Genomic DNA, 25,006 nt, shown 5'->3' on the forward strand with positions numbered 1-25,006 from the left:
ACAGTGAAAGCACGATAGCGGGGGAAGAAAAAGCGAACAAACGGCAAAATGCAGAAATGGAAAAGGCCGCGAAAGCGGCCTTCAGGTGTTACAGCAGTTGTCTCATTTTTTGCGAGACGACTCGATGATTAAGGCTGTTGCTCCATCGCGTCACCGATTTTAATTTTCGCCTCTTTGCGCAGGTTGCTCATCAGCGCTTCAAACACAATCTGCGCATTGTTCTGAGTGATCCCCTGAACCATAGCCTTCTTCTGATCTTCAGGCATGGAACCCGCCTTCACCTCGTCCAGCGCCAGCACAACCACGTTGCCCTGCATATCGTTAGCCATGCCGTAGCCTGGTTTGTCTTTCGCAGGCAGGCTCAGCGCAAATGCGGCCTGGCTTACCGGATCCTGATTCGTGCGGCTCAGGGTTTTCTGCGCGCCAAAGCTCAGACCAGCCGCCTTCATCGCCTCAGCGCCTTTACCCGCTTTCAGCTCAACCAGCAGTTTTTCCGCATCCAGTTTTGCCTGCTGCGCGGCCTTGTCGTATTTAACGCGCTCGGTGACCTGATCTTTTACGTCAGCTAAAGGCTTAACGGCCTCTGCTTTGTGCTCGCTGATGCGCAGCACAAACACGCGATCGCCGTCAACGGTGATGATATCGGAGTTTCTGCCCGGCGTGCCGTTTTCTCCCACCAGCGAGCCGTCAAAGATAGCGTCAGACACCGGTTTGAAATTTAACTCTTCCGGCAGGCTGTCGCGGCTGAACCAGCCGGTTTCTACCGCTTTCACCCCGGCGGCCTGCTCGGCGCCTGCGAGAGATTCGGTGTCATTGTTCGCCGCATCGCTCACTTTTTGCTGTAAGGCAAAGAAGGCGTCCAGCGCTTTTTCCTGCTTCACTTTCGCTGCGATATCGTCATGCACTTCGCTCAGCGGTTTAACCTTCGCTGGCTGAACGTCGTCCAGACGCGCAATCAGGAAACCGACAGAGGATTTGATCACGCCGGAAAGCTGGCCTTTTTCTTTCAGACCGGCGTTTTTCAGCTCATCCGGCATGGTGGCCTCTTCCAGCCAGCCCATATCGCCGCCGTTACAGGCGGAGATGATGTCAGCCGATTTTTCTTTCGCCAGCGTCGCGAAATCGCCGCCTTTATTCAGCGCGTCCAGCACCGCTTTGGCTTCATCTTCCGTTTTGGTCTGGATGATGCTGTAGCGGCTACGCTGCGGCTGGGTGAACTCATCCTGATGCTGATCGTAGTAAGACTGAACATCTGCGTCCGTGACCGGCTTTTGCATCGCAGCGGCATCCAGCTTGATGTAGCTGACGCGGAACTGCTCCGGAGTCATAAAGTTATTTTTGTGCTGCTCGTAGTAGCTGGCCACCTCCTGTTCCGTCGCCTGCTGCTTCGCTGCCAGCGCCTGGACGTCGATGGTGGCTTCACGCACAACGCGTTGCTGAGAAACCAGCGCCGCCAGTTCATCCGTTTCGCCTTTGAGCATAAAGTCGGTGCCCGCTACGCCGTTGATCAGCTGCTGCGTGGTCAACTGGTTACGCAGTGCCTGGGCATACTGATCGGCAGTCATCCCCATCTGAATGACAAGCGCGTTATAATGGTTGTTATCAAATTTGCCATCAACCTGGAAAGCGGGCGTGCTGAAAATGGCCTGTTTAACCTGTTCGTCGCTGATGCCAAGCTTCAGTTCGCGCGCGTACTGGTCAAGTAGCGCTTCGTCGATCAAACGATTCAGCGTCTGCTGGCGCAGCGTTTTCATGTAGCCTTCGTTGGCGGCCAGTTCTGAGTATTGATCGCCAAGCTGTTGCTGCATGCGATTACGTTCGCCATTGAACGCATTCTCAAACTGTCCACGGCTGATTTCCTGGCCATTCACTTTAGCGGCGTAATTATTGCCTCCGCCAATCAGGTAACCACTCACGCCGGTCAGAATGAACGACACGATAATGATTCCGAAAATAATCTTGAGCACGAGACTGTTAGCAGCCGTGCGTAAGCTGTCCATCATAGTGTAACCACACTCCGCTGTAGATAACTATACAGCGTTTCCTGAACGCTGCGCATAAAGGCCTATTGTGACAAGAAACAGGGGCAATTGTCAGCATACAAGGCGCAGAAAATCGGTTTGCCAATAAAAAAGGCACATCAAACGATGCGCCCTTGTACTGTGTTCTGCCCCCTGGAGGGGATCACGCTTAGTTAACCGCGTCTTTCAGTGCTTTACCTGCACGGAAGCCAGGAACTTTGGCAGCGGCGATGGTGATCTCTTTACCTGTTTGCGGGTTGCGACCAGTACGGGCAGCACGCTCTTTTACAGAAAAAGTACCAAAACCTACCAGCGCAACGTCATCCCCTTCTTTCAGAGATTCGGTAACAGAAGCAATAATTGCATCTAACGCACGTCCAGCCGCAGCCTTAGAGATATCAGCCCCTGCAGCAATTTTGTCGATCAGTTGAGATTTATTCACTCTTCTCTTCCTCATTATAATTTATATCGCACCTGAATCCTTCAAAGCGCGACCGCGCAGCAGTTATATCAGGCCTGCCGAGCCCTTACAACACCCGTTAATGATGGCAGGCCCAATCCGTCATCTAAATTAGCTATACAAAAAAAGGCTGGCAAGTCCGAAATGGCCTGCCAGCCCTGTTTTTATTAGTGCACTTTGCGCGAGGTCACTATTTTGCCGTCACAACCTGCATTCCGGAGGGCTCGTTTTGCAGCGCAAGGGTTAAAACTTCCTCAATACGCTTCACCGGATGAATATCAAGATCGGCGATCACGTTGTCCGGAATCTCTTCCAGATCACGTTTATTTTCATACGGAATTAACACCGTTTTGATACCGCCGCGGTGCGCAGCCAGCAGTTTTTCTTTTAAACCGCCGATCGGCAGCACCTGCCCACGCAGGGTGATTTCGCCGGTCATCGCCACGTCGGCGCGTACCGGGTTACCGGTCAGGCAGGAAACCAACGCGGTACACATCGCGATCCCGGCGCTCGGGCCGTCTTTCGGCGTCGCGCCTTCCGGCACGTGAACGTGAATGTCGCGTTTTTCGTAAAAGTCCGGATTAATACCTAATTTTTCCGCACGCGCCCGCACCACGGTCAGCGCCGCCTGGATAGACTCCTGCATCACCTCGCCCAGCGAGCCGGTATAGGTCAGCTTACCTTTGCCCGGCACGCAGGCGGTTTCGATGGTCAGCAGATCGCCGCCCACTTCCGTCCACGCCAGACCGGTGACCTGGCCCACGCGGTTTTCATTGTCCGCACGACCATAGTCAAAGCGCTGTACGCCCAGGTAGTCGTGCAGGTTATCGCCATCAATCACGATCTGCCTGAGCGACTTATCGAGCAGCAGCTGCTTAACGGCCTTACGGCACAGTTTGGAGATTTCACGCTCCAGGCTACGCACGCCCGCTTCACGGGTGTAGTAACGGATAATGCCGATAATGGCGCTATCCTCGACCGTCAGCTCGCCTTTCTTCAACGCGTTACGCTCAATCTGTTTCGGCAGCAGATGCCGTTTCGCAATATTCAGCTTCTCGTCTTCGGTGTAGCCCGACAGACGGATCACTTCCATACGATCCAGCAGCGGCGCCGGAATGTTCATCGAGTTGGATGTCGCGACAAACATCACGTCGCTGAGATCGTAGTCCACTTCCAGATAGTGATCGCTGAACGCCACGTTCTGCTCAGGATCCAGCACCTCAAGCAGCGCGGATGCCGGATCGCCACGCATGTCCGAAGACATTTTGTCGATCTCATCAAGCAGGAACAGCGGGTTTTTCACGCCCACTTTCGCCATCTTCTGGATCAGTTTACCCGGCATTGAGCCGATGTAAGTCCGGCGGTGACCACGAATTTCAGCTTCGTCACGTACGCCGCCCAGCGCCATACGGATGTACTTACGTCCGGTCGCTTTGGCGATGGACTGCCCCAGGGAGGTTTTACCTACCCCCGGCGGCCCCACGAGACAAAGGATTGGGCCTTTAATTTTGTTCACACGGCTTTGTACCGCGAGGTACTCAAGGATACGGTCTTTAACGCGTTCCAGGCCGTAATGGTCGGTGTCAAGGATCTCCTGCGCCTGACGCAGATCTTTTTTGACCTTGCTACGCGCATTCCACGGCACCTGCACCATCCAGTCGATATAGCCGCGCACCACGGTCGCTTCCGCAGACATCGGCGACATCATTTTCAGCTTCTGCAGTTCCGCTTCGGCTTTCTCTTTCGCCTCTTTCGGCATTTTCGCCGCGTCGATCTTACGCTTCAGCGCTTCGTTTTCGTCCGGCGCATCGTCCATTTCGCCCAGCTCTTTCTGAATCGCTTTCATTTGCTCATTCAGATAGTACTCACGCTGGGATTTCTCCATCTGCTTTTTCACGCGGTTGCGAATGCGTTTCTCAACCTGCAGCAGATCGATTTCGGACTCCATCATCGCCATCAGATATTCCAGACGCTCATTAACGTCGGACATCTCCAGTACGGACTGTTTATCCGCCAGCTTCAGCGGCATGTGGGCAGCGATGGTATCCGCCAGACGCGCCGGATCGTCGATGCTGTTCAGCGACGTCAGCACTTCCGGTGGGATTTTTTTATTCAGCTTGATATAGCCTTCAAACTGGCTGATCGCCGTGCGCACCAGCACTTCCTGTTCACGCTCGTCAATCGCGGGTGAATCAAGGTATTCCGCTTTCGCAGAGAAGTGTTCGCCGTTATCAGACAGCGCGGAAATACGCGCGCGCTGTAACCCCTCAACCAGCACTTTTACCGTGCCGTCAGGCAGTTTCAGCATTTGCAAAATAGAGGCCACGGTCCCGACGGTGAAAAGATCGTTAACACCCGGCTCATCCGTTGATGCTTCTTTCTGGGCGACCAGCATGATTTTTTTATCATGGTCCATAGCCGCTTCCAGACAACGGATAGATTTTTCCCGCCCTACAAACAAGGGTATGACCATGTGCGGATAAACCACCACATCGCGCAACGGCAATACGGGGATTTCAATGCGTTCAGAACGCTCAGGATTCATAGAGCTCTCTCTTAGTTTAGTGTCCGCCAGGTAATCAGGTGACACGCTGTGCTTCATCTCACCTTTAACATGTATGTCAGTATATGGGGATGTTTCCCAGACATTCAACGGCAGGATTCAGGAAAAATAAAAGGGGAGATAAAATCCCCCCTTTTTGATTAACCAGTTGTATCTTTAGGCTAATTATTCACCAGACGCCTGCTGCGCTTCCGGCTTGCCGTAAATCAGCAGCGGTTTGCTTTGACCGCCGATAACCGACTCGTCAATCACCACTTTCTCGACGTCTTCCAGAGAAGGCAGATCGTACATGGTGTCGAGCAGCGCGGCTTCAACGATAGAACGCAGGCCACGGGCGCCGGTTTTACGCGCCATCGCTTTTTTGGCAATCGCATCCAGCGCTTCGTCACGGAATTCCAGATCCACGCCTTCCAGATTAAAGAGCGCCTGATACTGTTTGGTGAGGGCATTTTTCGGCTCTTTGAGGATCTGGATCAGCGCCTCTTCGCTCAGCTCATTCAGCGTAGCCACAACCGGCAGACGGCCAATGAACTCAGGAATCAGGCCAAACTTGATCAGATCTTCCGGTTCCACCTGCGACAGCAGCTCGCCTTCGCTGGCCTTATCGGACTTCGCCTTAACCGTTGCGCCAAAACCAATGCCGGAGCCGGTTTCAACGCGGTTCGCAATCACCTTATCCAGACCAGCGAACGCGCCGCCGCAGATAAACAGAATCTTAGAGGTATCGACCTGCAAGAACTCCTGCTGCGGATGTTTACGCCCGCCTTGCGGCGGTACGGCAGCGACCGTCCCTTCAATCAGTTTCAGCAGCGCCTGCTGTACGCCCTCGCCGGAAACGTCACGGGTAATGGACGGATTGTCGGACTTACGGGAAATCTTATCGATTTCGTCGATATAGACGATCCCGCGCTGCGCTTTCTGCACGTCGTAGTCGCATTTCTGCAACAGCTTCTGGATGATGTTCTCCACATCCTCGCCGACGTAACCTGCTTCGGTCAGCGTGGTAGCGTCCGCCATGGTGAACGGTACGTCCAGCAGGCGCGCCAGCGTTTCCGCCAGCAGCGTTTTACCGGAACCGGTCGGGCCGATCAGCAGAATGTTGCTTTTGCCCAGCTCGACGCCATTGCTGGTGTCGCCGTTGCGCAGACGCTTATAGTGGTTGTATACCGCAACCGCCAGCACTTTTTTCGCCTGTTCCTGACCAATGACGTAGTCGTCAAGGTGGTTGCGAATTTCATGTGGCGTCGGCAGCGCGCTACGTTCACGATGCGGCGCGACTTCCTTAATTTCTTCGCGAATGATGTCGTTGCATAAATCGACGCATTCGTCGCAGATATACACGGATGGACCGGCGATCAGCTTACGCACTTCATGCTGGCTTTTGCCGCAAAAAGAGCAGTACAACAGTTTGCCCGAGCCATCTTTGCGTTTATCTGTCATGAGTTAAAACCTCTTCTTTGTTCTTTGTGCCGCACACGACGACGCAAAATGCCATTCTCAGGCGCAAGTCGCTTTGTCGCGTTGTGCCGCCCTTCATTAGTATATACACAAAATCATTCAGGCTACATGAGACTGAAGCCCGCAGGATGAAGTGTCTGGCGGCACACCTGCGCCCCGGGCATCAATTACGATGGGTCAAAATCGAGTCGACTAAGCCATATTCTACCGCCTCGGGTGCCGAGAGGAAGCGATCGCGCTCAGTATCACGCTCAATCTGCTCAAGAGATTGACCCGTATGGTGCGCCATAAGTTCATTCATGCGCCCTTTGACTTTCAGAATTTCGCGGGCGTGAATCTCGATATCCGTCGCCTGCCCCTGGTACCCGCCCAGCGGCTGGTGGATCATGACGCGTGAGTTCGGCAGGCAGAAGCGTTTCCCTTTCGCCCCGGCGGTCAGCAGAAATGCCCCCATCGAAGCCGCCTGCCCCATACAGATGGTGCTGACGTCTGGCTTGATAAACTGCATGGTGTCGTAAATGGACATCCCTGCGGTAATCACCCCGCCCGGGGAGTTAATATACAGATAGATATCTTTTTCCGGGTTTTCCGCTTCCAGGAACAGCATCTGCGCCACGATCAGGTTAGCCATATGGTCTTCGACCTGGCCGGTCAGAAAAATGACACGTTCCTTAAGTAGACGGGAATAGATATCAAATGAGCGCTCGCCGCGTGAGGTCTGTTCAATGACCATCGGCACCAGCGCCATATGGGGTGCAAAGTTATCTCGTTCGCCGCTGTATGACATTTCCGTCTCCTGGATAAAATTTGAAAAAACCTGCTGTACCGATTGTAACCTTATGGACGGATTATCAGCTAGTCCCTCTGTTATGGGTACGGCATCGCTATAAATCAAGCATAACAATCTTTTGCTGTAACGCTAACACCGAAAAACGCTTTTTCGTACCCTTCCATGCAAAAACCGTGACAAAAAAAAGCCCGCCACCTGACGGGGACGGGCCTTTGTGCGAATATCGCGCGATAACGCGCAATTACGCCTGCTGGTTCATCAGCTCGTTGAAAGTAGTGGCTTTTTCAGTCACTTTCGCTTTCGCCAGAACGGCTTCGACAGCCTGTTCTTCCAGAGCGACGTTACGCATGTTGTCCATCAACTCTTTATTTTTGCTGTAGAACTCGATCACTTCTTTCGGATCTTCGTAAGCGGAAGCCATCTCTTCGATCAGGCCTTTTACGCGCTCTTCGTCAGCTTTCAGCTCGTTGGTGCGAATCACTTCGCCCAGCAGCAGGCCGACCACAACGCGACGCTTAGCCTGTTCTTCGAACAGCTCGCGCGGCAGTTCCAGCGCCTGTTTCTCGTTGCCGCCGAAACGCTGAGCAGCCTGGCGACGCAGAACGTCGATTTCGCTGTCGATCAGCGCGGAAGGAACGTCGATGTCGTTCGCTTTCACCAGACCTTCGATGGCCTGAGATTTGATGCGGTTACGCACGGCGCCTTTCAGTTCGCGCTCCATGTTCTTACGCACTTCGGTGCGCAGACCGGCAACGGAACCATCTTCAACGCCGAAACGTTTGATGAACTCTTCGGTCAGCTCCGGCAGTTCACGCTCTTCCACTTTCTTCAGGTTGATCGCGAACTTCGCGGCTTTACCTTTCAGGTTTTCAGCGTGGTACTCTTCCGGGAAGGTCACGTCGATGGTGAACTCTTCGCCCGCTTTGTGACCTTTGATGCCGTCTTCAAAGCCCGGGATCATGCGGCCCTGGCCCATTGCCAGAACGAAGTCAGAGGCTTTGCCGCCTTCGAACTCTTCGCCGTCAACGGAACCGGTGAAGTCGAGAGTCACGCGGTCTTCCGCATCAGCAGCGCCGTCTTTGTCTTTCCAGGTCGCCTGCTGCTTGCGCAGGGTGTCCAGCATCACATCAACGTCAGCGTCGGTGACTTCCACAACCGGTTTTTCAACTTCGATCGCTTCCAGACCGGTCAGCTCAACTTCCGGATACACTTCGAACTCTACCGAGTAGGTGAAGTCTTCACCCTGCTTGTATTCGCCCGGAACGTAAGTCGGCGCACCAGCCGGATTGATTTTTTCTTTGATGATCGCATCAACGAAGTTGCGGCTCATCAGGTCGCCCAGAACGTCCTGGCGAACGGATGCGCCATAACGCTGAGCAACAACATTCATCGGTACTTTGCCTTTACGGAAGCCGTCAATACGCACTTTCTTCGCTACGTTGACCAGCTCGCTTTTAACAGCGGTCTCGATGCTGTCAGCAGCGATAGTAATCGTTACACGGCGGCCAAGGCCTTGAGTGGTTTCAACTGAAACTTGCATCTTGTTACCTCAAAAAATCACAGTGCTCGGTCAACTCTACTCCGCAAGCACAGATTATTAGCTTCGCGGAACCGGGATGTTCTCTTAATCAATCACATTCCCTGTCGTCAGAATCATCCCGAAGACATTCAAATAAGACGCGGCATTATAGCGGCATCACTTTTATGAGTCGAGAACGGTTATTACGCGTTGCTGCGGCTTTTTTCACAATTCCCGGCTAATTTTGCGCTGAAAACCGCCGGGGGCGAACAAAATTCAGACAAAACAAAACGGCCCGCAGGCCGTTTTCACATAATCTTTAGCAACATACTGGAAAAACGCCAGCGGTTGCAAATGCGTTTTCAGGCGATGCTGCCCGCGCCGCGACACGGCGGTGAAGCAAAGATCGTATCCTGAAGCCCTTCCCATTCCTTGATCGTATAGGTGTGCAGCGCCAGCGCGTGGACCGTCGTCGACAGTTCAGCCGTTAACGTACCGTAAATCATCCGGTGGCGGTTTAAAAAGCGCTCGCCCGTGAAGCGATCGCTGACCAGCACCACCTTAAAATGACTTTCGGAACCGGCCGGAACATTGTGACGATAGCTTTCATCCACAACTTCGAGGAACACGGGTTGGAACGCCGCCCTTAATTTTTCTTCTATCCGCTCACGTATCATCATCAAAGTTCTCCTCAACAGCGCTGAGATGTCGCCCATCCCTTTAAATATTAGTCGCTTTTACCGTTTCCATTACACCAATACAACAAAAATTTAGCCTTCGTCTTATTTTCGTATCTAAGGTCGTAAAGTTAACTGATTTACACCTTCACCGGATTGCCAAACAGCGAAGTTTGTTCTCCGCCCTGGCGTAAAACGGACAACGCGATGAATTTACATACCTTCCCCACTTCCCCTCGCCGTTAGCGGTGTTATGATGGCGGGAATTTTTCACTTCCGTGCTGAAGATTTACTGAGAGTCCGAACATGTTAAAAAAAATCCTCTTTCCGTTAGTCGCTATCTTTATGCTGGCGGGCTGCGCGACGCCGCCGACCACCATTGACGTGTCGCCTAAAATTACCCTGCCGCAGCAGGACCCGAGCCTGATGGGCGTTACCGTGAGCATCAACGGCGCCGATCAGCGTCAGGACCAGGCGCTGGCGAAAGTTACCCGCGACAACCAGCTGGTCACCCTGACCGCCTCCCGCGATCTGCGCTTCTTGTTACAGGAAGTGCTGGAAAAACAGATGACCGCCCGCGGTTATATGGTCGGGCCGAACGGCGCGGTAAACCTGCAGATTATTGTGAATCAGCTGTATGCCGACGTCTCGCAGGGCAACGTTCGCTATAACATCGCCACCAAAGCCGATATCGCCATCATCGCCACTGCGGCAAACGGCAACAAGATGACCAAAAACTACCGTGCCAGCTACTCCATTGAAGGCGCATTCACCGCGACGAATAAAAATATCGCGAATGCGGTTAACAGCGTGCTGACCGACACTATCGCTGATATGTCTCAGGACACCAGCATCCACGACTTTATCAAGCAGAACGCGCGTTAATTTCTGCCCTCTGGCCCGGCACAACGCCGGGTCAGCCTTTATATGCCCATGACCCGCTACTTACGCATTTTTCAGCAACCGAAATCAGCCATTTTGCTGATACTGGGTTTCGCCTCCGGATTGCCGCTCGCGCTCACCTCCGGCACGCTTCAGGCATGGATGACCGTCGAGAATATCGATCTGAAAACCATCGGCTTCTTTTCGCTGGTCGGTCAGGCTTACGTGTTTAAATTTCTCTGGTCGCCGGTAATGGACCGCTACACGCCGCCCTTTCTGGGACGACGTCGCGGCTGGCTGCTGACCACTCAGATCCTGCTGCTCATCGCCATTGCGGCGATGGGGTTTCTCGAACCGGGCAGCCAGCTACGCTGGATGGCGGCGCTGGCGATGGTCATCGCCTTCTGCTCCGCTTCGCAGGACATCGTGTTCGACGCCTGGAAAACCGACGTGTTGGCCGCCGAAGAGCGCGGGGCGGGCGCGGCGATCAGCGTGCTTGGCTACCGGCTGGGGATGCTGGTTTCCGGCGGGCTGGCGCTATGGCTGGCCGATCGCTGGCTTGGCTGGCAGGGCATGTACTGGCTGATGGCCGCGCTGCTGATCCCCTGCATTATCGCCACGCTGCTGGCGCCAGAGCCAACGGATAGCATTCCGGTGCCGAAAACGCTGGAGCAGGCCGTCGCCGCGCCGCTGCGCGACTTCTTTGGCCGCAATAACGCCTGGCTGATTTTACTGCTTATCATCCTTTATAAGCTTGGCGACGCTTTCGCAATGAGCCTGACCACCACCTTTTTGATTCGCGGCGTCGGCTTCGACGCCGGTGAGGTCGGCGTGGTGAATAAAACGCTGGGCCTGCTGGCGACCATCGTCGGCGCCCTGTATGGCGGCCTGTTAATGCAGCGCCTGACGCTGTTTCGCGCGCTGCTGATTTTCGGCATTTTGCAGGGCGTGTCCAACGCGGGTTACTGGCTGCTGTCGGTGACCGACAAGCATATGATCTCAATGGCGACGGCGGTCTTTTTCGAAAACCTGTGCGGTGGTATGGGAACCTCGGCGTTTGTCGCCCTGCTGATGACGCTGTGCAACAAATCCTTTTCCGCCACCCAGTTCGCCCTGCTCTCGGCGCTTTCTGCCGTGGGCCGCGTCTATGTGGGTCCCGTGGCGGGCTGGTTTGTCGAAGCCCACGGCTGGCCGACCTTTTATCTGTTCTCCGTTGTCGCCGCGGTGCCGGGACTGCTTTTGCTGTTAATTTGCCGCCAGACGCTGGAGTTCACGCGCGAAAACGAGAGCTTTCTGCCGCGCACTGAGTTCCGCTCCGCTTACCGTCTGGCGTTGCGGATGCTAATGGCAGGCAGCGGACTACTGGCCGTCTGGCTGCTGCTGCTGGCTACCAACGCGCTGGGCCTCACCCACATCGCCTTCCTTGCGCAGCTGCTGGAAACCGCCGTGCTCGTTGCCCTGCTGGGCGTGGTGCTGGGCGGCGTGCTTGATTATCTGGCGCTGCGGAAAACGCATCTGGCGTAAACGCTGACCTTATTTAGCCGTTGTAATCACCATGCGTAATTATATCGGCTAAATAATCAACAGCTGTCAGAAATATTATTTGTTATTTTGTGCGCAATCAGAACTGGAAATTATTGGCGCCTTTAATATATTTTATTTCCCTTACTCGATTCAGCCTGCCGACATTTATTTTTTGTATTTTATTTGTCTCTTCATTGATAATTAATTGTTAACCAATTGTTTTGATTTTACATTGGTTATATCAATTGCCCTCCCTGCGTCACCTCTGCTTTCTGTTTCGTTATAACGCGATGTTGCAACAGGTTCTTAATGCTATACTGACATACCTTGCAACATATGTGACACGTGCGGCAGAACCCGGTAACACAGATCCAATGATGTTTACAGTAATGTAACCTTCCCGTAAAATGCCCACACACTTTAAACGCCACCAGGTCCCGTGGAATTGAGGTCGTTAAATGAGACTCAGGAAATACAATAAAAGTTTGGGATGGCTGTCATTAATTGCAGGCGCTACGTTACTTAGTGGCTGTAATTCTGCGCTGTTAGATCCCAAAGGACAGATTGGACTGGAGCAACGTTCACTGATACTGACGGCGTTTGGCCTGATGTTGATTGTCGTTATCCCTGCAATCTTGATGGCGATTGGTTTCGCCTGGAAGTATCGTGCGAGCAATAAAGATGCGAAGTACAGCCCGAACTGGTCACACTCCAATAAAGTGGAAGCTGTGGTCTGGACGGTGCCGATTCTGATTATCCTTTTCCTTGCCGTACTGACCTGGAAAACCACTCACTCCCTCGAGCCAAGCAAACCGCTGGTGCATGACGAGGAGCCGATTACCATCGAAGTCGTGTCGATGGACTGGAAATGGTTCTTCATCTATCCGGAACAGGGCATTGCAACCGTGAATGAAATCGCCTTCCCGGCGAACACTCCGGTTTACTTCAAAGTGACCTCCAACTCGGTGATGAACTCCTTCTTTATCCCGCGTCTGGGTAGCCAGATTTACGCGATGGCCGGTATGCAGACTCGCCTGCATCTGATTGCCAACGAAGCCGGTACTTACGACGGTATCTCCGCAAGCTACAGCGGACCAGGCTTCTCCGGTATGAAATTTAAGGCTATCGCCACACCGGACCGCGCCGCATTCGACCAGTGGGTCGCTAACGCGAAACAGTCTCCGAACGCCATCAACGATATGGCTGCGTTCGAGAAAGTGGCTGCGCCAAGCGAATACAACAAGGTGGAATACTTCTCCAACGTGAAACCGGATTTGTTTAAAGACGTTATTAACAAATTTATGGGCCACGGTAAGAGCATGGACATGACGCAACCTGAGGGTGAGCACAGCTCGCACGAGGGTATGGAAGGCATGGACATGAGCCACGCGGAAGCTGCCAACTCAAGGGGCTGAGGAAGAAAACGATGTTCGGAAAATTAACACTGGATGCAGTCCCGTACCATGAACCCATTATCATGGTTACGATTGCGGGCATTATTATAGGTGGTCTGGCCATACTGGGCTTAATCACTTACTTCGGTAAGTGGAGCTACCTGTGGAAAGAGTGGCTGACTTCGGTTGACCACAAGCGTCTTGGCATCATGTATGTCATCGTCGCTATCGTGATGCTGCTGCGTGGCTTTGCCGACGCCATTATGATGCGTAGCCAGCAGGCGCTGGCCTCGGCGGGCGAAGCGGGCTTCCTGCCGCCTCACCACTACGATCAGGTCTTCACCGCTCACGGCGTGATCATGATCTTCTTCGTGGCGATGCCATTCGTTATCGGTCTGATGAACCTGGTGGTTCCGCTACAGATCGGCGCGCGTGACGTTGCGTTCCCGTTCCTCAACAACCTGAGCTTCTGGTTCACGGTTGTCGGCGTCATTCTGGTTAACCTCTCGCTGGGCGTTGGTGAATTCGCGCAGACCGGTTGGCTGGCCTATCCGCCGCTTTCGGGAATAGAGTACAGTCCCAGCGTCGGGGTCGATTACTGGATATGGGCGTTGCAGCTCTCCGGTATCGGGACAACGTTAACCGGCATCAACTTCTTCGTTACCATTCTGAAGATGCGCGCGCCGGGCATGACGATGTTCAAGATGCCGGTATTTACCTGGGCCTCTCTGTGCGCCAACGTGCTGATCATCGCCTCCTTCCCGATTCTGACGGTTACCATCGCGTTGCTGACGCTGGATCGCTATCTGGGCACCCATTTCTTTACCAACGATATGGGCGGCAACATGATGATGTACATCAACCTGATCTGGGCCTGGGGCCATCCGGAAGTGTACATTCTGATCCTGCCGGTCTTCGGGGTGTTCTCCGAAATCGCAGCGACCTTCTCGCGTAAACGTCTGTTTGGTTACACCTCGCTGGTGTGGGCAACGATTTGTATTACCGTTCTGTCGTTCATCGTCTGGCTGCACCACTTCTTCACCATGGGTGCGGGCGCCAACGTAAACGCCTTCTTCGGTATTACCACTATGATTATCGCCATCCCGACCGGGGTGAAGATCTTCAACTGGCTGTTCACCATGTATCAGGGCCGTATCGTATTCCACTCCGCGATGCTGTGGACGATTGGCTTCATCGTGACCTTCTCTGTCGGTGGTATGACCGGCGTCCTGCTGGCGGTACCGGGCGCGGACTTCGTTCTGCATAACAGCCTGTTCCTGATTGCGCACTTCCATAACGTCATCATCGGCGGCGTGGTCTTCGGCTGCTTCGCCGGTATGACCTACTGGTGGCCGAAAGCCTTCGGCTTCAAGCTGAACGAGACCTGGGGTAAACGCGCCTTCTGGTTCTGGATTATCGGCTTCTTCGTGGCGTTTATGCCGCTGTACGTGCTGGGCTTTATGGGGATGACCCGTCGTCTGAGCCAGCAGATTGACCCGCAGTTCCACCCGATGCTGATGGTGGCGGCAGCCGGCGCGGCGCTGATTGCGCTGGGTATTCTGTGCCTGGTGATTCAGATCTACGTCTCTATCCGCGACCGCGAGCAGAACCGCGATCTGACCGGCGACCCGTGGGGCGGCCGTACGCTGGAATGGGCAACCTCCTCCCCGCCTCCGTTCTATAACTTTGCCGTTGTGCCGCACGTTCACGAGCGTGACGCCTTCTGGGAAATGAAAGAGAAAGGCGAAGCGTACAAGCAGCCAGCGCAGTATGAAGAGATTCATATGCCGAAAAACAGCGGCGCCGGTATCGTCATTGCCGCCTTCGCGACCCTTTTCGGTTTCGCCATGATCTGGCATATCTGGTGGCTGGCGATTGCAAGCTTCGCAGGCATGATCATCAGCTGGATTGTGAAGAGCTTTGACGAGGACGTGGACTACTACGTACCAGTCCATGAAGTCGAAAAACTGGAAAACCAGCATTTCGATGAGATTACTAAGGCAGGGCTGAAAAATGGCAACTGATACTTTAACGCACGCGACTGCCCACGCGCACGAACACGGGCATCACGACGCAGGCCAGACCAAAATCTTCGGATTCTGGATCTACCTGATGAGCGACTGCATTCTGTTCTCTATTCTGTTTGCCACCTACGCCGTTCTGGTGAACGGCACGGCGGGCGGCCCGACAGGTAAGGACATTTTTGAACTGCCGTTCGTTCTGGTTGAAACTTTCCTGCTGTTGTTCAGCTCCATCACCTACGGCATGGCGGCGATCGCCATGCACAAGAACAACAAGAGCCAGGTTGTCTCCTGGCTGGCGCTGACCTTCCTGTTCGGCGCCGGGTTTATCGGGATGGAAATCTATGAGTTCCATCACCTGATTGTTAACGGTATGGGTCCGGATCGCAGCGGCTTCCTGTCGGCGTTCTTCGCGCTGGTCGGTACTCACGGCCTGCACGTCACCTCCGGTCTTATCTGGATGGCGGTGCTGATGGTGCAAATCGCCCGTCGCGGCCTGACCAGCACTAACCGTACGCGCATCATGTGCCTGAGCCTGTTCTGGCACTTCCTTGATGTGGTTTGGATCTGCGTGTTCACTGTTGTTTATCTGATGGGGGCGATGTAATGAGTCATTCTAACGATCACGGCGGCGCGTCCCACGGCAGCGTGAAAACCTATATGACAGGCTTTATCCTGTCGATCATCCTGACGGTCATTCCGTTCTGGATGGTCATGACGGGCGCGGCCTCTCCGGGCGTAATTCTGGGAACCATCCTGGCAATGGCAGTGGTGCAGATTCTGGTGCATCTGGTGTGCTTCCTGCACATGAACACCAAATCTGACGAAGGCTGGAACATGACGGCTTTTGTCTTTACCGTGCTGATCATCGCCATTCTGGTTGTAGGCTCCATCTGGATCATGTGGAACCTCAACTACAACATGATGATGCACTAAGAGCGGCGGTTATGATGTTTAAGCAATACCTGCAAGTAACGAAACCAGGCATCATCTTTGGCAACCTGATCTCGGTGATCGGAGGGTTTCTGCTGGCCTCGAAGGGCAGTATTGATTACCCCCTGTTTATCTACACGCTGGTTGGGGTGTCACTGGTTGTGGCGTCGGGTTGTGTATTTAACAACTACATCGACAGGGATATCGACAGGAAGATGGAAAGGACCAAAAATCGGGTGCTGGTTAAAGGTCTGATTTCTCCTGCGGTCTCGCTGGTGTACGCCACCCTGCTGGGTATTGCTGGCTTCATGCTGCTGTGGTTTGGCGCGAATCCTCTGGCCTGCTGGCTGGGGGTGATGGGCTTTGTGGTGTATGTGGGCGTTTATAGCCTGTATATGAAACGCCACTCGGTCTACGGTACGCTGATTGGTTCTCTCTCCGGCGCTGCGCCGCCGGTGATTGGCTACTGCGCGGTCACCAACGAGTTCGACAGCGGCGCGCTCATTCTGCTGGCGATTTTCAGCCTGTGGCAAATGCCCCACTCCTATGCCATCGCCATTTTCCGCTTTAAGGATTATCAGGCGGCGAATATCCCGGTGCTGCCGGTGGTGAAAGGCATTTCGGTGGCCAAGAACCACATTACGCTGTACATCATCGCTTTTGCCATCGCCACCCTGATGCTCTCTCTCGGCGGTTACGCCGGGTATAAATATCTGGTGGTTGCGGCGGCAGTCAGCGTCTGGTGGCTGGGGATGGCGCTGCGCGGCTATAAAGTGGAAGATGACCGCATCTGGGCGCGTAAGCTGTTTGGCTTCTCTATCATCGCCATTACCGCCCTGAGCGTGATGATGTCCGTCGACTTTATGGTGCCGGATTCACACAGCCTGCTGACTTACGTCTGGTAAGAAAAGAGATCGGAAAAAAGGCGCTTCGGCGCCTTTTTTATTTGCTAACTCACCAGCATCGCCTGCGCGCTATAAAGCAAATTCAGATGATCCCGGCACAGCGCCTCAAGCGTGGTACGTGACTGATGGCTGGTTAAGCTGAGCGCCCCCCAGTATAGCCCTTCCCTGTCGGCAAGCGGCACGGCGATAACCAACATACCAATCTCAAATTCCTGCTCAATCGTTGCGTACCCCTGACGGCGCACCTGCGCAATAAGCGCCATTAACTCGTCAACGCCGGTCACCGTATAAGGAGTGCGCTGCTCGCGGGGAATACGTCGCAATACCGCCTCGCACTCGGTTTCCGGCAGCGAAGCCAGCCACAGGCGTCCACCGGCGGTGCAGTGTATCGGCACCCGTTCGCCAAGACGCACCGAGGTCGAGTTGAACGGCGTATGCCTGCTGCGGGCAATGTACACAAGCTCGTTGTCATCAATCACCCCGACAGAAGCATGTTCTTCGGTACGGCTGGCGACGTACTCCACAATGGGCCGCACCATCCGCGGAAACTGAGCGGAATCGACGTAAGCCTGCCCCAGGCGCAGCGTTTTCGCCATCAGCCAGTAGAAGCGGCCATCGGTGGCAAGATAGCCTTCATGCACCAGCGTCAGAAAAAAACGCCGGGCGGCGCTCTGGGTCAGACCGCTCATTTTCGCTGCCTGCGGCACCGTCAGGCGCGGATGCTCCTTCGAAAAAAGCTGGATCAACGCCAGCCCTTTTTGCAGCCCAACGATCAGATCGCGCTGATGAATCTCGTTTTGCATAGTTGTTCACAATTTTGCAACAGAGGAAGTCAATTACTGCGATTATCGCACTCCAGTTGCGATTAACAACCCATCTGCCCGAATTCTGCGTTGTTGCTCACCGCTTTCATTGAAATACTTTGGCAACAGATTATTAACAAGAGAGGTGAGTCATGGTCAGCGGATTTACTCAGATCGTCGCCATTATCGGGCATCCCATAACTCAGGTGAAATCACCGGAAAATTTTAATCACTACTTTGCCAGCCAGCGCATGGATAAAGTGATGATCCCGGTCGATATTGCGCCGGACGCCGTCGCCGCCTACCTGAACGCCCTGCGCGGCTGGCAGAATATGAGCGGTATTCTGGTTACCGTACCGCATAAGCAGCGCGTGGCTGAACTGCTTGATGCCCTGACGCCCCGCGCCCGCCATCTCGGCGCAGTTAACGTGGTTCGCAAGCTGGATGATGGTCGTCTGGAGGGCGATATGCTGGACGGGGTGGGTTTCCAGCTCGCCGCTGAAGCACACGGTTTTCAGCCTGCCGGCAAGCGCGCCCTTCTCTCCGGCTGCGGAGGCGTGGGCAGCGCAATTGCCTGGGGGCTTTGCGAAGCAGGTATCAGCCGCCTGGCGCTGTACGACCGCGACGATGCCTGCCGTCAGCGTCTCGAGAACCGCCTCATCACCCATTTCCCCAATACGCACATCACCGCGCTGCCTGATTCACTGGCGGAGATCGATCTGCTGATCAACGGATCGCCCGCGGGCATGGCGGGATTCGATCCGCTGCCGCTAAGCCAGACGCTGCTTGATACCCTGACCGCAGCCACCCATGTCGCCGATGTGGTCACCACCCCGATAATCACGCCGCTGCTGGCTTTCGCTGGCGAGCGCGGCTGCCGCACGCAGACCGGCCCGGAACTGGCGATGGCGCAGATGGAGCTCATGGGCCAGTTCATCGGCGCGCTTGCGCCAACGCACGAGGCCACGCCATGAAAAGCTGGGACGTTATTGTCATCGGCAGCGGTGCGGCGGGCTTTGCCGCTGCCGTCACCGCCTGCTGCCAGGGACTCTCGGTGCTCATGCTGGAAAAGGCGTCGCAATTTGGCGGCACTTCGGCTATCTCCGGCGGCGCTGTCTGGATCAACGATACCGACCAGGCGCGCAATCTCGGCAAAAGCGGCCCGGCTGAAGAGATGAAAACCTATCTGCGCACCATTATCGGCGACGCCCACTATCGCCCGGAAATGATAGATGCTTTTGTTAACGCCGGTCGCGAAGCGCTGGCTTTTCTTGAGCGTGAAGGCGCGGTGAAATACAGCCTGCGCCCCCTGTCGCCGGACTACTACCCCGATGAGCCGGGGGCAGTTGATGTGGGTCGCGCGCTGGAGGTAATTGAATACGACGGACGCAAGCTCGGCCAGCACTTCAAAGCGCTGCGCTCGCCGCCGCCGGGCATGCTGCTGTTCGGCGGTATGATGGTCAACCGCGTCGATATTCACCATTTTCTCTCTATGAGGCGCTCGTGGCGGTCGCTGGTCCACTGCGCCAGACTGCTGCTGCGCTATGGCCGCGACCGCCTGCGCTACCCGCGCGGCACCCGCCTGGCGATGGGTAACGCGCTGATTGCCCGCATGGCGTCGCTGGCGCTGCGCAAAGGGCTGGAACTGGAGCTTAACGTCGACGTAAAAACGTTGACTGAACAGCAGGGTCGGGTCACAGGCGTGGAAATTGAGCGCGACGGCAAAACGCTTACCCTGCACGCCCGTCGCGGCGTGGTGCTGGCCACCGGGGGCTTCGCCGCCGGACGTATTGCGCCGCAATTCCGCCCCGCCACCCGGCAGCACTACACGATGTCGCCCGCGACCAACGACGGCGCGGCGTTTCGATTAGGTCAGCCTCTGGGTGTACAGCAGGGGGCCGACCTGCCTTCCAACTTTTTCTGGGCGCCGGTTTCGGTGTTACGCCGCCCGGACGGCAGCGAGGAACGCTTTCCGCACCTGGTGACCGACCGGGCCAAGCCTGGGGTGATCGCCGTCAACCAGCATGGTATGCGCTTCGTCAACGAAGCGGACTCCTACCACCACTTTGTCAGCGCCATGCAGCAGCGGCCAGAAAACGCCCCCTGCTTTCTGTTGTGCGACGCGCAGGCGATGAAACGCTACGGACTGGGGCTGGCGCGCCCGGCACCGGTCAACAACGATGCGCTGGTCAGCGCCGTTTATCTGTATCGGGCGGAAAGCCTCAGCGCGCTGGCCCAACAGCTGGATATTGACCCACAGCAGCTTGAGCAAACCGTTGCACGCTATAACCACGATGCGCAAACCGGCAACGACACCGCGTTTCATAAAGGGGGCAACAGCTACAACCGCACCCTGGGCGATCCGGCGCACCACCCTGACGCCTGTAACGCGCCGCTGCTCAGGGCGCCATTTTATGCCATCAGGATCTTCACCGGCGATTTAGGCACGTCGCGCGGGCTGGTCACGACAGCCGACGCGCAGGTCATCAACCAGCAGGGCCAGCCTGTTGGCGGGCTGTATGCCGTTGGCAACGATATGGACTCAATAATGGCCGGCACCTACCCCGGACCGGGAATCACCCTTGGCCCCGCGCTCACCTTCGGCTATCTCGCCGCCATGCATATGACGCAAACATCCCCACTCAACGCAGGAGAAGCAGCATGATTTACGAAAAACGTACCTATACGATCAACCCGCTGAAAATGGCCGAATGGCTGGCGCTGTACAAAAGCGACGCTTACGCGGTGCAGACCGAACATCTCGGCAAACTGATCGGCTTTTTCTTTACTGAAATCGGCGTGGTGAATCAGGTTGTGCACATCTGGGCCTGGGAGAGTCTGGACGATCGCTTAATGCGCCGCGCGCGGATGGCGCAGGATAAGCGCTGGCAGACCTTTTCGCGTAAGAACCGCGAACTGGCGGCGGTCGAACGCCTTGAGTCGGTGCTGATGCGTCCAACCGATTTCTCTCCGCTGCAATAAGGGGACCACCATGAGCAGGCATGTCGAGGTGGATCTGCTGGTTATCGGCTCTGGCGCAGCGGGACTCTCTGCCGCCGTCAGCGCTGCGCTGCACGGCGGGCGGGTACTGGTTGCGGAAAAAGAGCCTGTTATCGGCGGCACCAGCGCCTGGTCCGGCGGCTGGCTCTGGATCCCACAAAACCCGCTCGCCCGTGAAGAGGGTATTGTGGAAGAAGATGACGCGCCATTGACCTATCTGCGTGCGGAGATGGAAGGCCGCCCGGCCGACGCGCGCCTGCTCGCCTTTTTACGCCACGGACCGGAAATGGTGGAGTTCTTTCGTCGCCGAACCGCAGTACAGTTTCTTTCCGGCAGTAAAATGCCGGACTTTCATAACAGTGAAGGCTTCGCTACCGGCGGACGCTCGGTCACCGCCCAACCCTATGACGCCCGGGAGCTGGGCGACTGGGTGCATCGCCTGCGCCCGCCGCTGGAAACCATCAGCCTGGCGGGGATGGGCATCGCCGGTGGTCAGGATATGGCGCACTTCTTTAACGCCACCCGCTCGCCGCGATCGGCGCTGTATGCCGCCAGACGACTGGCCACTCACTACTGGCAGCGCCTGCGTTACGGTCGCGGACTTCATCTGGTGAATGGCAACGCGCTGGTCGCCAGGCTGCTGCGCTCGGCGCTGGATGCCGGAGTCAGCTTCCAGCTTAACGCTCCGGTATACCGGCTGCTGCAAGGGGAGCATGGCGTCACTGGCGCCCTTCTCGGTAGTGATGAAGGTGAAATCAGGGTGAACGCCCGCGCGGTGGTACTGGCCTGCGGTGGTTTCCCGCATGATAAGCAACGCCTTGCGGAGCAGGTCACGCACGCCCGCGAAGGCTACGGTCATTTTTCCGCCGCGCCGCCGGGCAACCAGGGCGACGGCATTCGTCTCGGCGAATCCGTCGGCGGGCAGTTTGACGCCTCGCTAAAGCATCCGATGGCCTGGGCGCCCGTCTCGCGCGTGTCGCTCTCCAGTGGACTACAACTGGCGTTTCCGCACCTGGTGGAGCGCGCTAAGCCTGGCTTTATCGCCGTGCTGCCTGACGGTAAGCGCTTCGTCAACGAAGCCGACTCCTACCATGATTTTATCGCCGCGCTGCTCGACGCCACGCCGCCGGGAGAAAAGCCCCAGGCATGGCTTATTGGCGACCATCGCGCCCTGCGTCGCTACGGAATGGGCCACGCGCGCCCGTCGCCATTTCCGCTCAGCGCCTGGTTGCGTACCGGATATCTGTACAGCGGCGCAACGCTGGAAGAACTTGCAGAAAAATGCGCCATCGACGGCACAGCGCTGTGTGCAACCGTTAAGCGCTTCAACGATTTTGCTCGCCAGGGGCGCGACGATGACTTTCGCCGCGGCGCCTCAGCTTACAACCGTGCTCAGGGCGACGCCAGCCACCGGCCCAGCCCGACGCTTGGGACGCTGGCAAAAGCCCCCTACTACGCGGTACGTATTCTGCCCGGCTCGCTCGGCTCGTTCAGCGGTCTGAAAACTGACGAACAGGCGCGGGTTCTCGATGCCGGGCAGCGCCCTGTCCCCGGTCTGTTCGCCGTGGGCAACGATATGTCGAGCGTGATGCAGGGGTTCTACCCCAGCGGCGGCATCACGCTTGGACCTGCCATGACGTTTGGTTACCTGGTCGGGAAAAACCTGTTCGCACATATAACAACGTAAAAAATGATCCTCTTAGCCACCGGATGGCGCCCAGCTATAACAACAAATCTTACCTGCACCTGTAATGGAGGCTTTATGAATATGCGTTCCCTCTCGCTTGCGGCACTCACCGTGCTGGACGTCCCACCGCCGGAACAGGTGCGTATCGCAGCGCTTGCCGGTTACAGCCACGTTGGTATTCGCCTGCTGCCTTCCACCCCTGACGACCCGGATTATGACATGCTGGGCGATACCGCGACGGTGCGTGAGACGCTCGCCGCGCTGCGTGATACCGGCATACGCGTTTCCGATGTTGAGATTGTGCGCCTGACGCCGGACTTCAACGTACAGGCGCTGCGTCCGTTCCTCGAAACCGCCGCCCGGCTTGAGGCAAAGCAGGTTCTGGTCGCGGGCAACGACGATAACCTCGCCCGCTGCGCGCAGAACCTCGCAGAGCTGGCGAAAGCGGGAGAAGCATACGGTTTAACGATGAATCTGGAGCCGATGCCGTGGACGGACATCCCGACGCTGGCCGCCGCGCGGAAGCTGATTGCCGCCAGCGGTCAGCAAAACGTGGGAATTCTGATCGACGCCATCCATTTCTGGCGGGCGGGCGAATCGCTGGAGGCGCTGGCCGCGCTCCCGTCGCAACAGCTGAACTATATGCAGCTTTGCGATGCCCCGGCGCGTATCCCCACGGAGACCCGGGAGCTGATCTATCAGGCCCGCTGCGCCCGACTGATCCCCGGTGAAGGTGAACTGGATCTGCGCGGCCTGCTGGCGGCGCTCCCCTCCGCCTTGCCGATCTCAGTGGAGGTGCCGCTGGCCGGCCCGCAAGGGGCATTGCCCGCTCAGCAACGCGCTCAGTTACTGTTTAACGCCGCACAATCTTTCCTGTAATCAGGGGGACGCTATGTCACAGACACAACGCCTGGATGTCAGAGAGTTAATTAACGCCAATCCCCTCAGCCGCTATCAGAAGCTGGTCATCTTCCTCGGTTTCTGCGTGATTGCGCTGGACGGTTTCGATATTGCTATCATGGGTTTTATTGCCCCAACGCTCAGGCAGGAGTGGGGAGTCAGTAATCACGAGTTAGGATTTGTTATCAGTACCGCGCTGATCGGCCTGGCGCTGGGCGCCCTGTTTTCCGGCCCGCTTGCCGACTGGCTGGGGCGAAAAAAGATCATCATCAACAGCGTCTTTTTCTTTGGTTTCTGGACGATAGCAACCGCCTTCTCGCAGAATATTGAACAGATGATCTTCTTCCGCTTTATGACCGGCCTTGGGCTCGGCGCCGCGATGCCGAACATGAGTACGCTGGTCTCGGAGTACGCTCCGGAACGCCAGCGTTCATTTATTATCACCGTGATCTTCTGCGGCTTCACCTTCGGGGCCGCCGTCGGCGGATTTGCCGCATCATGGTTGATTCCACAGTTTGGCTGGCATTCGCTAATGGCGCTGGGCGGCATTATGCCGCTACTTTTTGCCCCCATCCTGATCTGGAAACTGCCGGAGTCGGCGCGCTTTCTGGTGATTAAGCGGGCGCCCGCCGCGCGGATCCATGCCATTTTGCAACGTTGTTACCCCGGTCAGCTAAGCGAAAATGTTTGCTTTACTCTGCCGCCGCAGCCGGTCAACAGCAGCGCCATAGGCACCGTGCTTTCACGCCAGTACCTGTTCGGCTCGCTGATGCTGTGGCTGGTCTATTTTATGGGGCTGTTCCTGGTCTATATCCTCGGCAGCTGGCTACCGACGCTGGTGAAGGAGATTGGTCTGACCGTCAGCCAGGCCGCCATAATGACCGCGATTTACCAGGCCGGGGGCACTATCGGCTCGCTATTTACCGGTTGGCTGATGGACCGAATTGAACCGCACCGGGCGTTAGGAGTGATATTCACCATTGGCGGCCTGTTTACCATGGCGATAGGCTATGCCGGCGTCAATTTCCTGTTACTGTGTCTGCTCGCCTTCGTCAGCGGCGCCTGCCTTAACGGCGCTAATACCGGTATGAACGCCCTTTCCGCCCGCTTTTATCCTACCCAGGCCCGGGCTACCGGCTCCAGCTGGATGCACGGCGTCGGGCGTATCGGGGCGATTATCAGCGCCTTCGCCGGTGCGGAAATGCTGGCGCTGGAACTCGATTTCAAATCGGTGTTCCTGATCCTCGGCATTCCGGCAGCGTTAACCGTGGTCGGTCTTACCGCCAAAGGCTACTGGGCGGCGGGCCCGATTAGCGGCAAATCCGCCGTCTCCGCCACGCTGAGAAGTCCATCATAAGTCCTGTACGCACGCTGCCGAGCGTGTAAACAGTCGGTTTTGTCCACCTTTCCCGGCGACCTCGCGCCGCCGGATTATTGACTCATAAAGCTATCTGGCGCAAAGGATTCAC

Annotated in this window: 21 protein-coding genes; 13 read left to right on the top strand and 8 right to left on the bottom strand. The window is 56.1% G+C overall.

Features of this window, described 5'->3' with window-relative positions:
- Nucleotides 1-128: 128 nt before the first annotated feature.
- The 7 genes from ppiD to bolA form a co-directional block, all read right to left on the bottom strand.
- On the bottom strand, nucleotides 129-2,003 hold the full coding sequence (ppiD, locus tag K7R23_RS24045) for a peptidylprolyl isomerase (RefSeq protein WP_012904849.1): 1,875 nt from the start codon (nucleotides 2,001-2,003) through the stop codon (nucleotides 129-131).
- Nucleotides 2,004-2,190: 187 nt separating this feature from the next.
- Nucleotides 2,191-2,478, bottom strand: coding sequence for a nucleoid-associated protein HU-beta (gene hupB, locus K7R23_RS24050; RefSeq protein ID WP_012904848.1), 288 nt, complete (start codon nucleotides 2,476-2,478; stop codon nucleotides 2,191-2,193).
- 193 nt (nucleotides 2,479-2,671) lie between these two features.
- Nucleotides 2,672-5,026 carry an endopeptidase La gene (gene lon, locus K7R23_RS24055; RefSeq protein ID WP_024132520.1) on the bottom strand — a complete coding sequence of 785 codons (2,355 nt, stop codon included), beginning with the start codon at nucleotides 5,024-5,026 and terminating at the stop codon, nucleotides 2,672-2,674.
- Between the two features lie 183 nt (nucleotides 5,027-5,209).
- Complete coding sequence (clpX, locus tag K7R23_RS24060; protein WP_012904846.1) at nucleotides 5,210-6,484, bottom strand: ATP-dependent protease ATP-binding subunit ClpX; 1,275 nt, start codon at nucleotides 6,482-6,484, stop codon at nucleotides 5,210-5,212.
- 181 nt (nucleotides 6,485-6,665) lie between these two features.
- Nucleotides 6,666-7,289, bottom strand: a complete 624-nt coding sequence (gene clpP / locus K7R23_RS24065) for an ATP-dependent Clp endopeptidase proteolytic subunit ClpP (protein WP_000122251.1) — start codon at nucleotides 7,287-7,289, stop codon at nucleotides 6,666-6,668.
- A 244-nt stretch (nucleotides 7,290-7,533) separates the two neighbouring features.
- Complete coding sequence (gene tig / locus K7R23_RS24070; RefSeq protein WP_012904845.1) at nucleotides 7,534-8,832, bottom strand: trigger factor; 1,299 nt, start codon at nucleotides 8,830-8,832, stop codon at nucleotides 7,534-7,536.
- Nucleotides 8,833-9,173: 341 nt separating this feature from the next.
- The gene (bolA, locus tag K7R23_RS24075) at nucleotides 9,174-9,491 is read right to left on the bottom strand and encodes a transcriptional regulator BolA (protein WP_012904844.1); all 318 of its coding nucleotides are present in this window, start codon (nucleotides 9,489-9,491) and stop codon (nucleotides 9,174-9,176) included.
- Nucleotides 9,492-9,794: 303 nt separating this feature from the next.
- Between bolA and K7R23_RS24080 the strand changes: the two genes are divergently transcribed.
- The 7 genes from K7R23_RS24080 (at nucleotide 9,795) to cyoE (ending at nucleotide 17,147) form a co-directional block, all read left to right on the top strand.
- The gene (locus K7R23_RS24080) at nucleotides 9,795-10,373 is read left to right on the top strand and encodes a lipoprotein (protein ID WP_012904843.1); all 579 of its coding nucleotides are present in this window, start codon (nucleotides 9,795-9,797) and stop codon (nucleotides 10,371-10,373) included.
- A gap of 48 nt (nucleotides 10,374-10,421) precedes the next feature.
- Entirely contained in the window at nucleotides 10,422-11,894 is a 1,473-nt protein-coding gene (ampG, locus tag K7R23_RS24085) for a muropeptide MFS transporter AmpG (RefSeq protein ID WP_167321445.1), read from the top strand.
- A gap of 458 nt (nucleotides 11,895-12,352) precedes the next feature.
- On the top strand, nucleotides 12,353-13,309 hold the full coding sequence (cyoA, locus tag K7R23_RS24090; RefSeq protein WP_012904841.1) for a cytochrome o ubiquinol oxidase subunit II: 957 nt from the start codon (nucleotides 12,353-12,355) through the stop codon (nucleotides 13,307-13,309).
- 11 nt (nucleotides 13,310-13,320) lie between these two features.
- A complete protein-coding gene (cyoB, locus tag K7R23_RS24095; RefSeq protein WP_012904840.1) occupies nucleotides 13,321-15,312 on the top strand; it encodes a cytochrome o ubiquinol oxidase subunit I in 1,992 nt (663 codons plus the stop codon).
- Entirely contained in the window at nucleotides 15,302-15,916 is a 615-nt protein-coding gene (locus tag K7R23_RS24100; protein WP_012904839.1) for a cytochrome o ubiquinol oxidase subunit III, read from the top strand. Before cyoB ends, K7R23_RS24100 begins: the two co-directional genes overlap by 11 nt.
- On the top strand, nucleotides 15,916-16,245 hold the full coding sequence (locus tag K7R23_RS24105; protein ID WP_012904838.1) for a cytochrome o ubiquinol oxidase subunit IV: 330 nt from the start codon (nucleotides 15,916-15,918) through the stop codon (nucleotides 16,243-16,245). The genes K7R23_RS24100 and K7R23_RS24105 overlap by 1 nt, the downstream gene beginning before the upstream one ends.
- Before the next feature lie 11 nt (nucleotides 16,246-16,256).
- A complete protein-coding gene (cyoE, locus tag K7R23_RS24110) occupies nucleotides 16,257-17,147 on the top strand; it encodes a heme o synthase (RefSeq protein WP_012904837.1) in 891 nt (296 codons plus the stop codon).
- Nucleotides 17,148-17,191: 44 nt separating this feature from the next.
- Here cyoE and K7R23_RS24115 read toward each other — a convergent pair whose 3' ends face one another.
- Complete coding sequence (locus K7R23_RS24115) at nucleotides 17,192-17,950, bottom strand: IclR family transcriptional regulator domain-containing protein (protein WP_012904836.1); 759 nt, start codon at nucleotides 17,948-17,950, stop codon at nucleotides 17,192-17,194.
- Between the two features lie 152 nt (nucleotides 17,951-18,102).
- On the opposite strand from K7R23_RS24115, the gene K7R23_RS24120 reads away from it, so the two are divergent.
- The 6 genes from K7R23_RS24120 (at nucleotide 18,103) to K7R23_RS24145 (ending at nucleotide 24,894) form a co-directional block, all read left to right on the top strand.
- The gene (locus tag K7R23_RS24120; protein WP_012904835.1) at nucleotides 18,103-18,924 is read left to right on the top strand and encodes a shikimate dehydrogenase family protein; all 822 of its coding nucleotides are present in this window, start codon (nucleotides 18,103-18,105) and stop codon (nucleotides 18,922-18,924) included.
- The gene (locus K7R23_RS24125) at nucleotides 18,921-20,615 is read left to right on the top strand and encodes an FAD-dependent oxidoreductase (protein WP_012904834.1); all 1,695 of its coding nucleotides are present in this window, start codon (nucleotides 18,921-18,923) and stop codon (nucleotides 20,613-20,615) included. Before K7R23_RS24120 ends, K7R23_RS24125 begins: the two co-directional genes overlap by 4 nt.
- Entirely contained in the window at nucleotides 20,612-20,932 is a 321-nt protein-coding gene (locus K7R23_RS24130) for an NIPSNAP family protein (protein ID WP_012904833.1), read from the top strand. The genes K7R23_RS24125 and K7R23_RS24130 overlap by 4 nt, the downstream gene beginning before the upstream one ends.
- Nucleotides 20,933-20,942: 10 nt before the next feature.
- Nucleotides 20,943-22,637: an FAD-dependent oxidoreductase gene (locus K7R23_RS24135; protein ID WP_012904832.1), complete on the top strand. Its 1,695-nt coding sequence runs from the start codon at nucleotides 20,943-20,945 to the stop codon at nucleotides 22,635-22,637.
- A gap of 75 nt (nucleotides 22,638-22,712) precedes the next feature.
- On the top strand, nucleotides 22,713-23,516 hold the full coding sequence (locus K7R23_RS24140; protein WP_012904831.1) for a sugar phosphate isomerase/epimerase family protein: 804 nt from the start codon (nucleotides 22,713-22,715) through the stop codon (nucleotides 23,514-23,516).
- A 13-nt stretch (nucleotides 23,517-23,529) separates the two neighbouring features.
- Complete coding sequence (locus K7R23_RS24145) at nucleotides 23,530-24,894, top strand: MFS transporter (protein WP_012904830.1); 1,365 nt, start codon at nucleotides 23,530-23,532, stop codon at nucleotides 24,892-24,894.
- Nucleotides 24,895-25,006 lie beyond the last annotated feature (112 nt).

This window comes from Citrobacter rodentium NBRC 105723 = DSM 16636 (assembly GCF_021278985.1).
Classification (GTDB): domain Bacteria; phylum Pseudomonadota; class Gammaproteobacteria; order Enterobacterales; family Enterobacteriaceae; genus Citrobacter_A; species Citrobacter_A rodentium.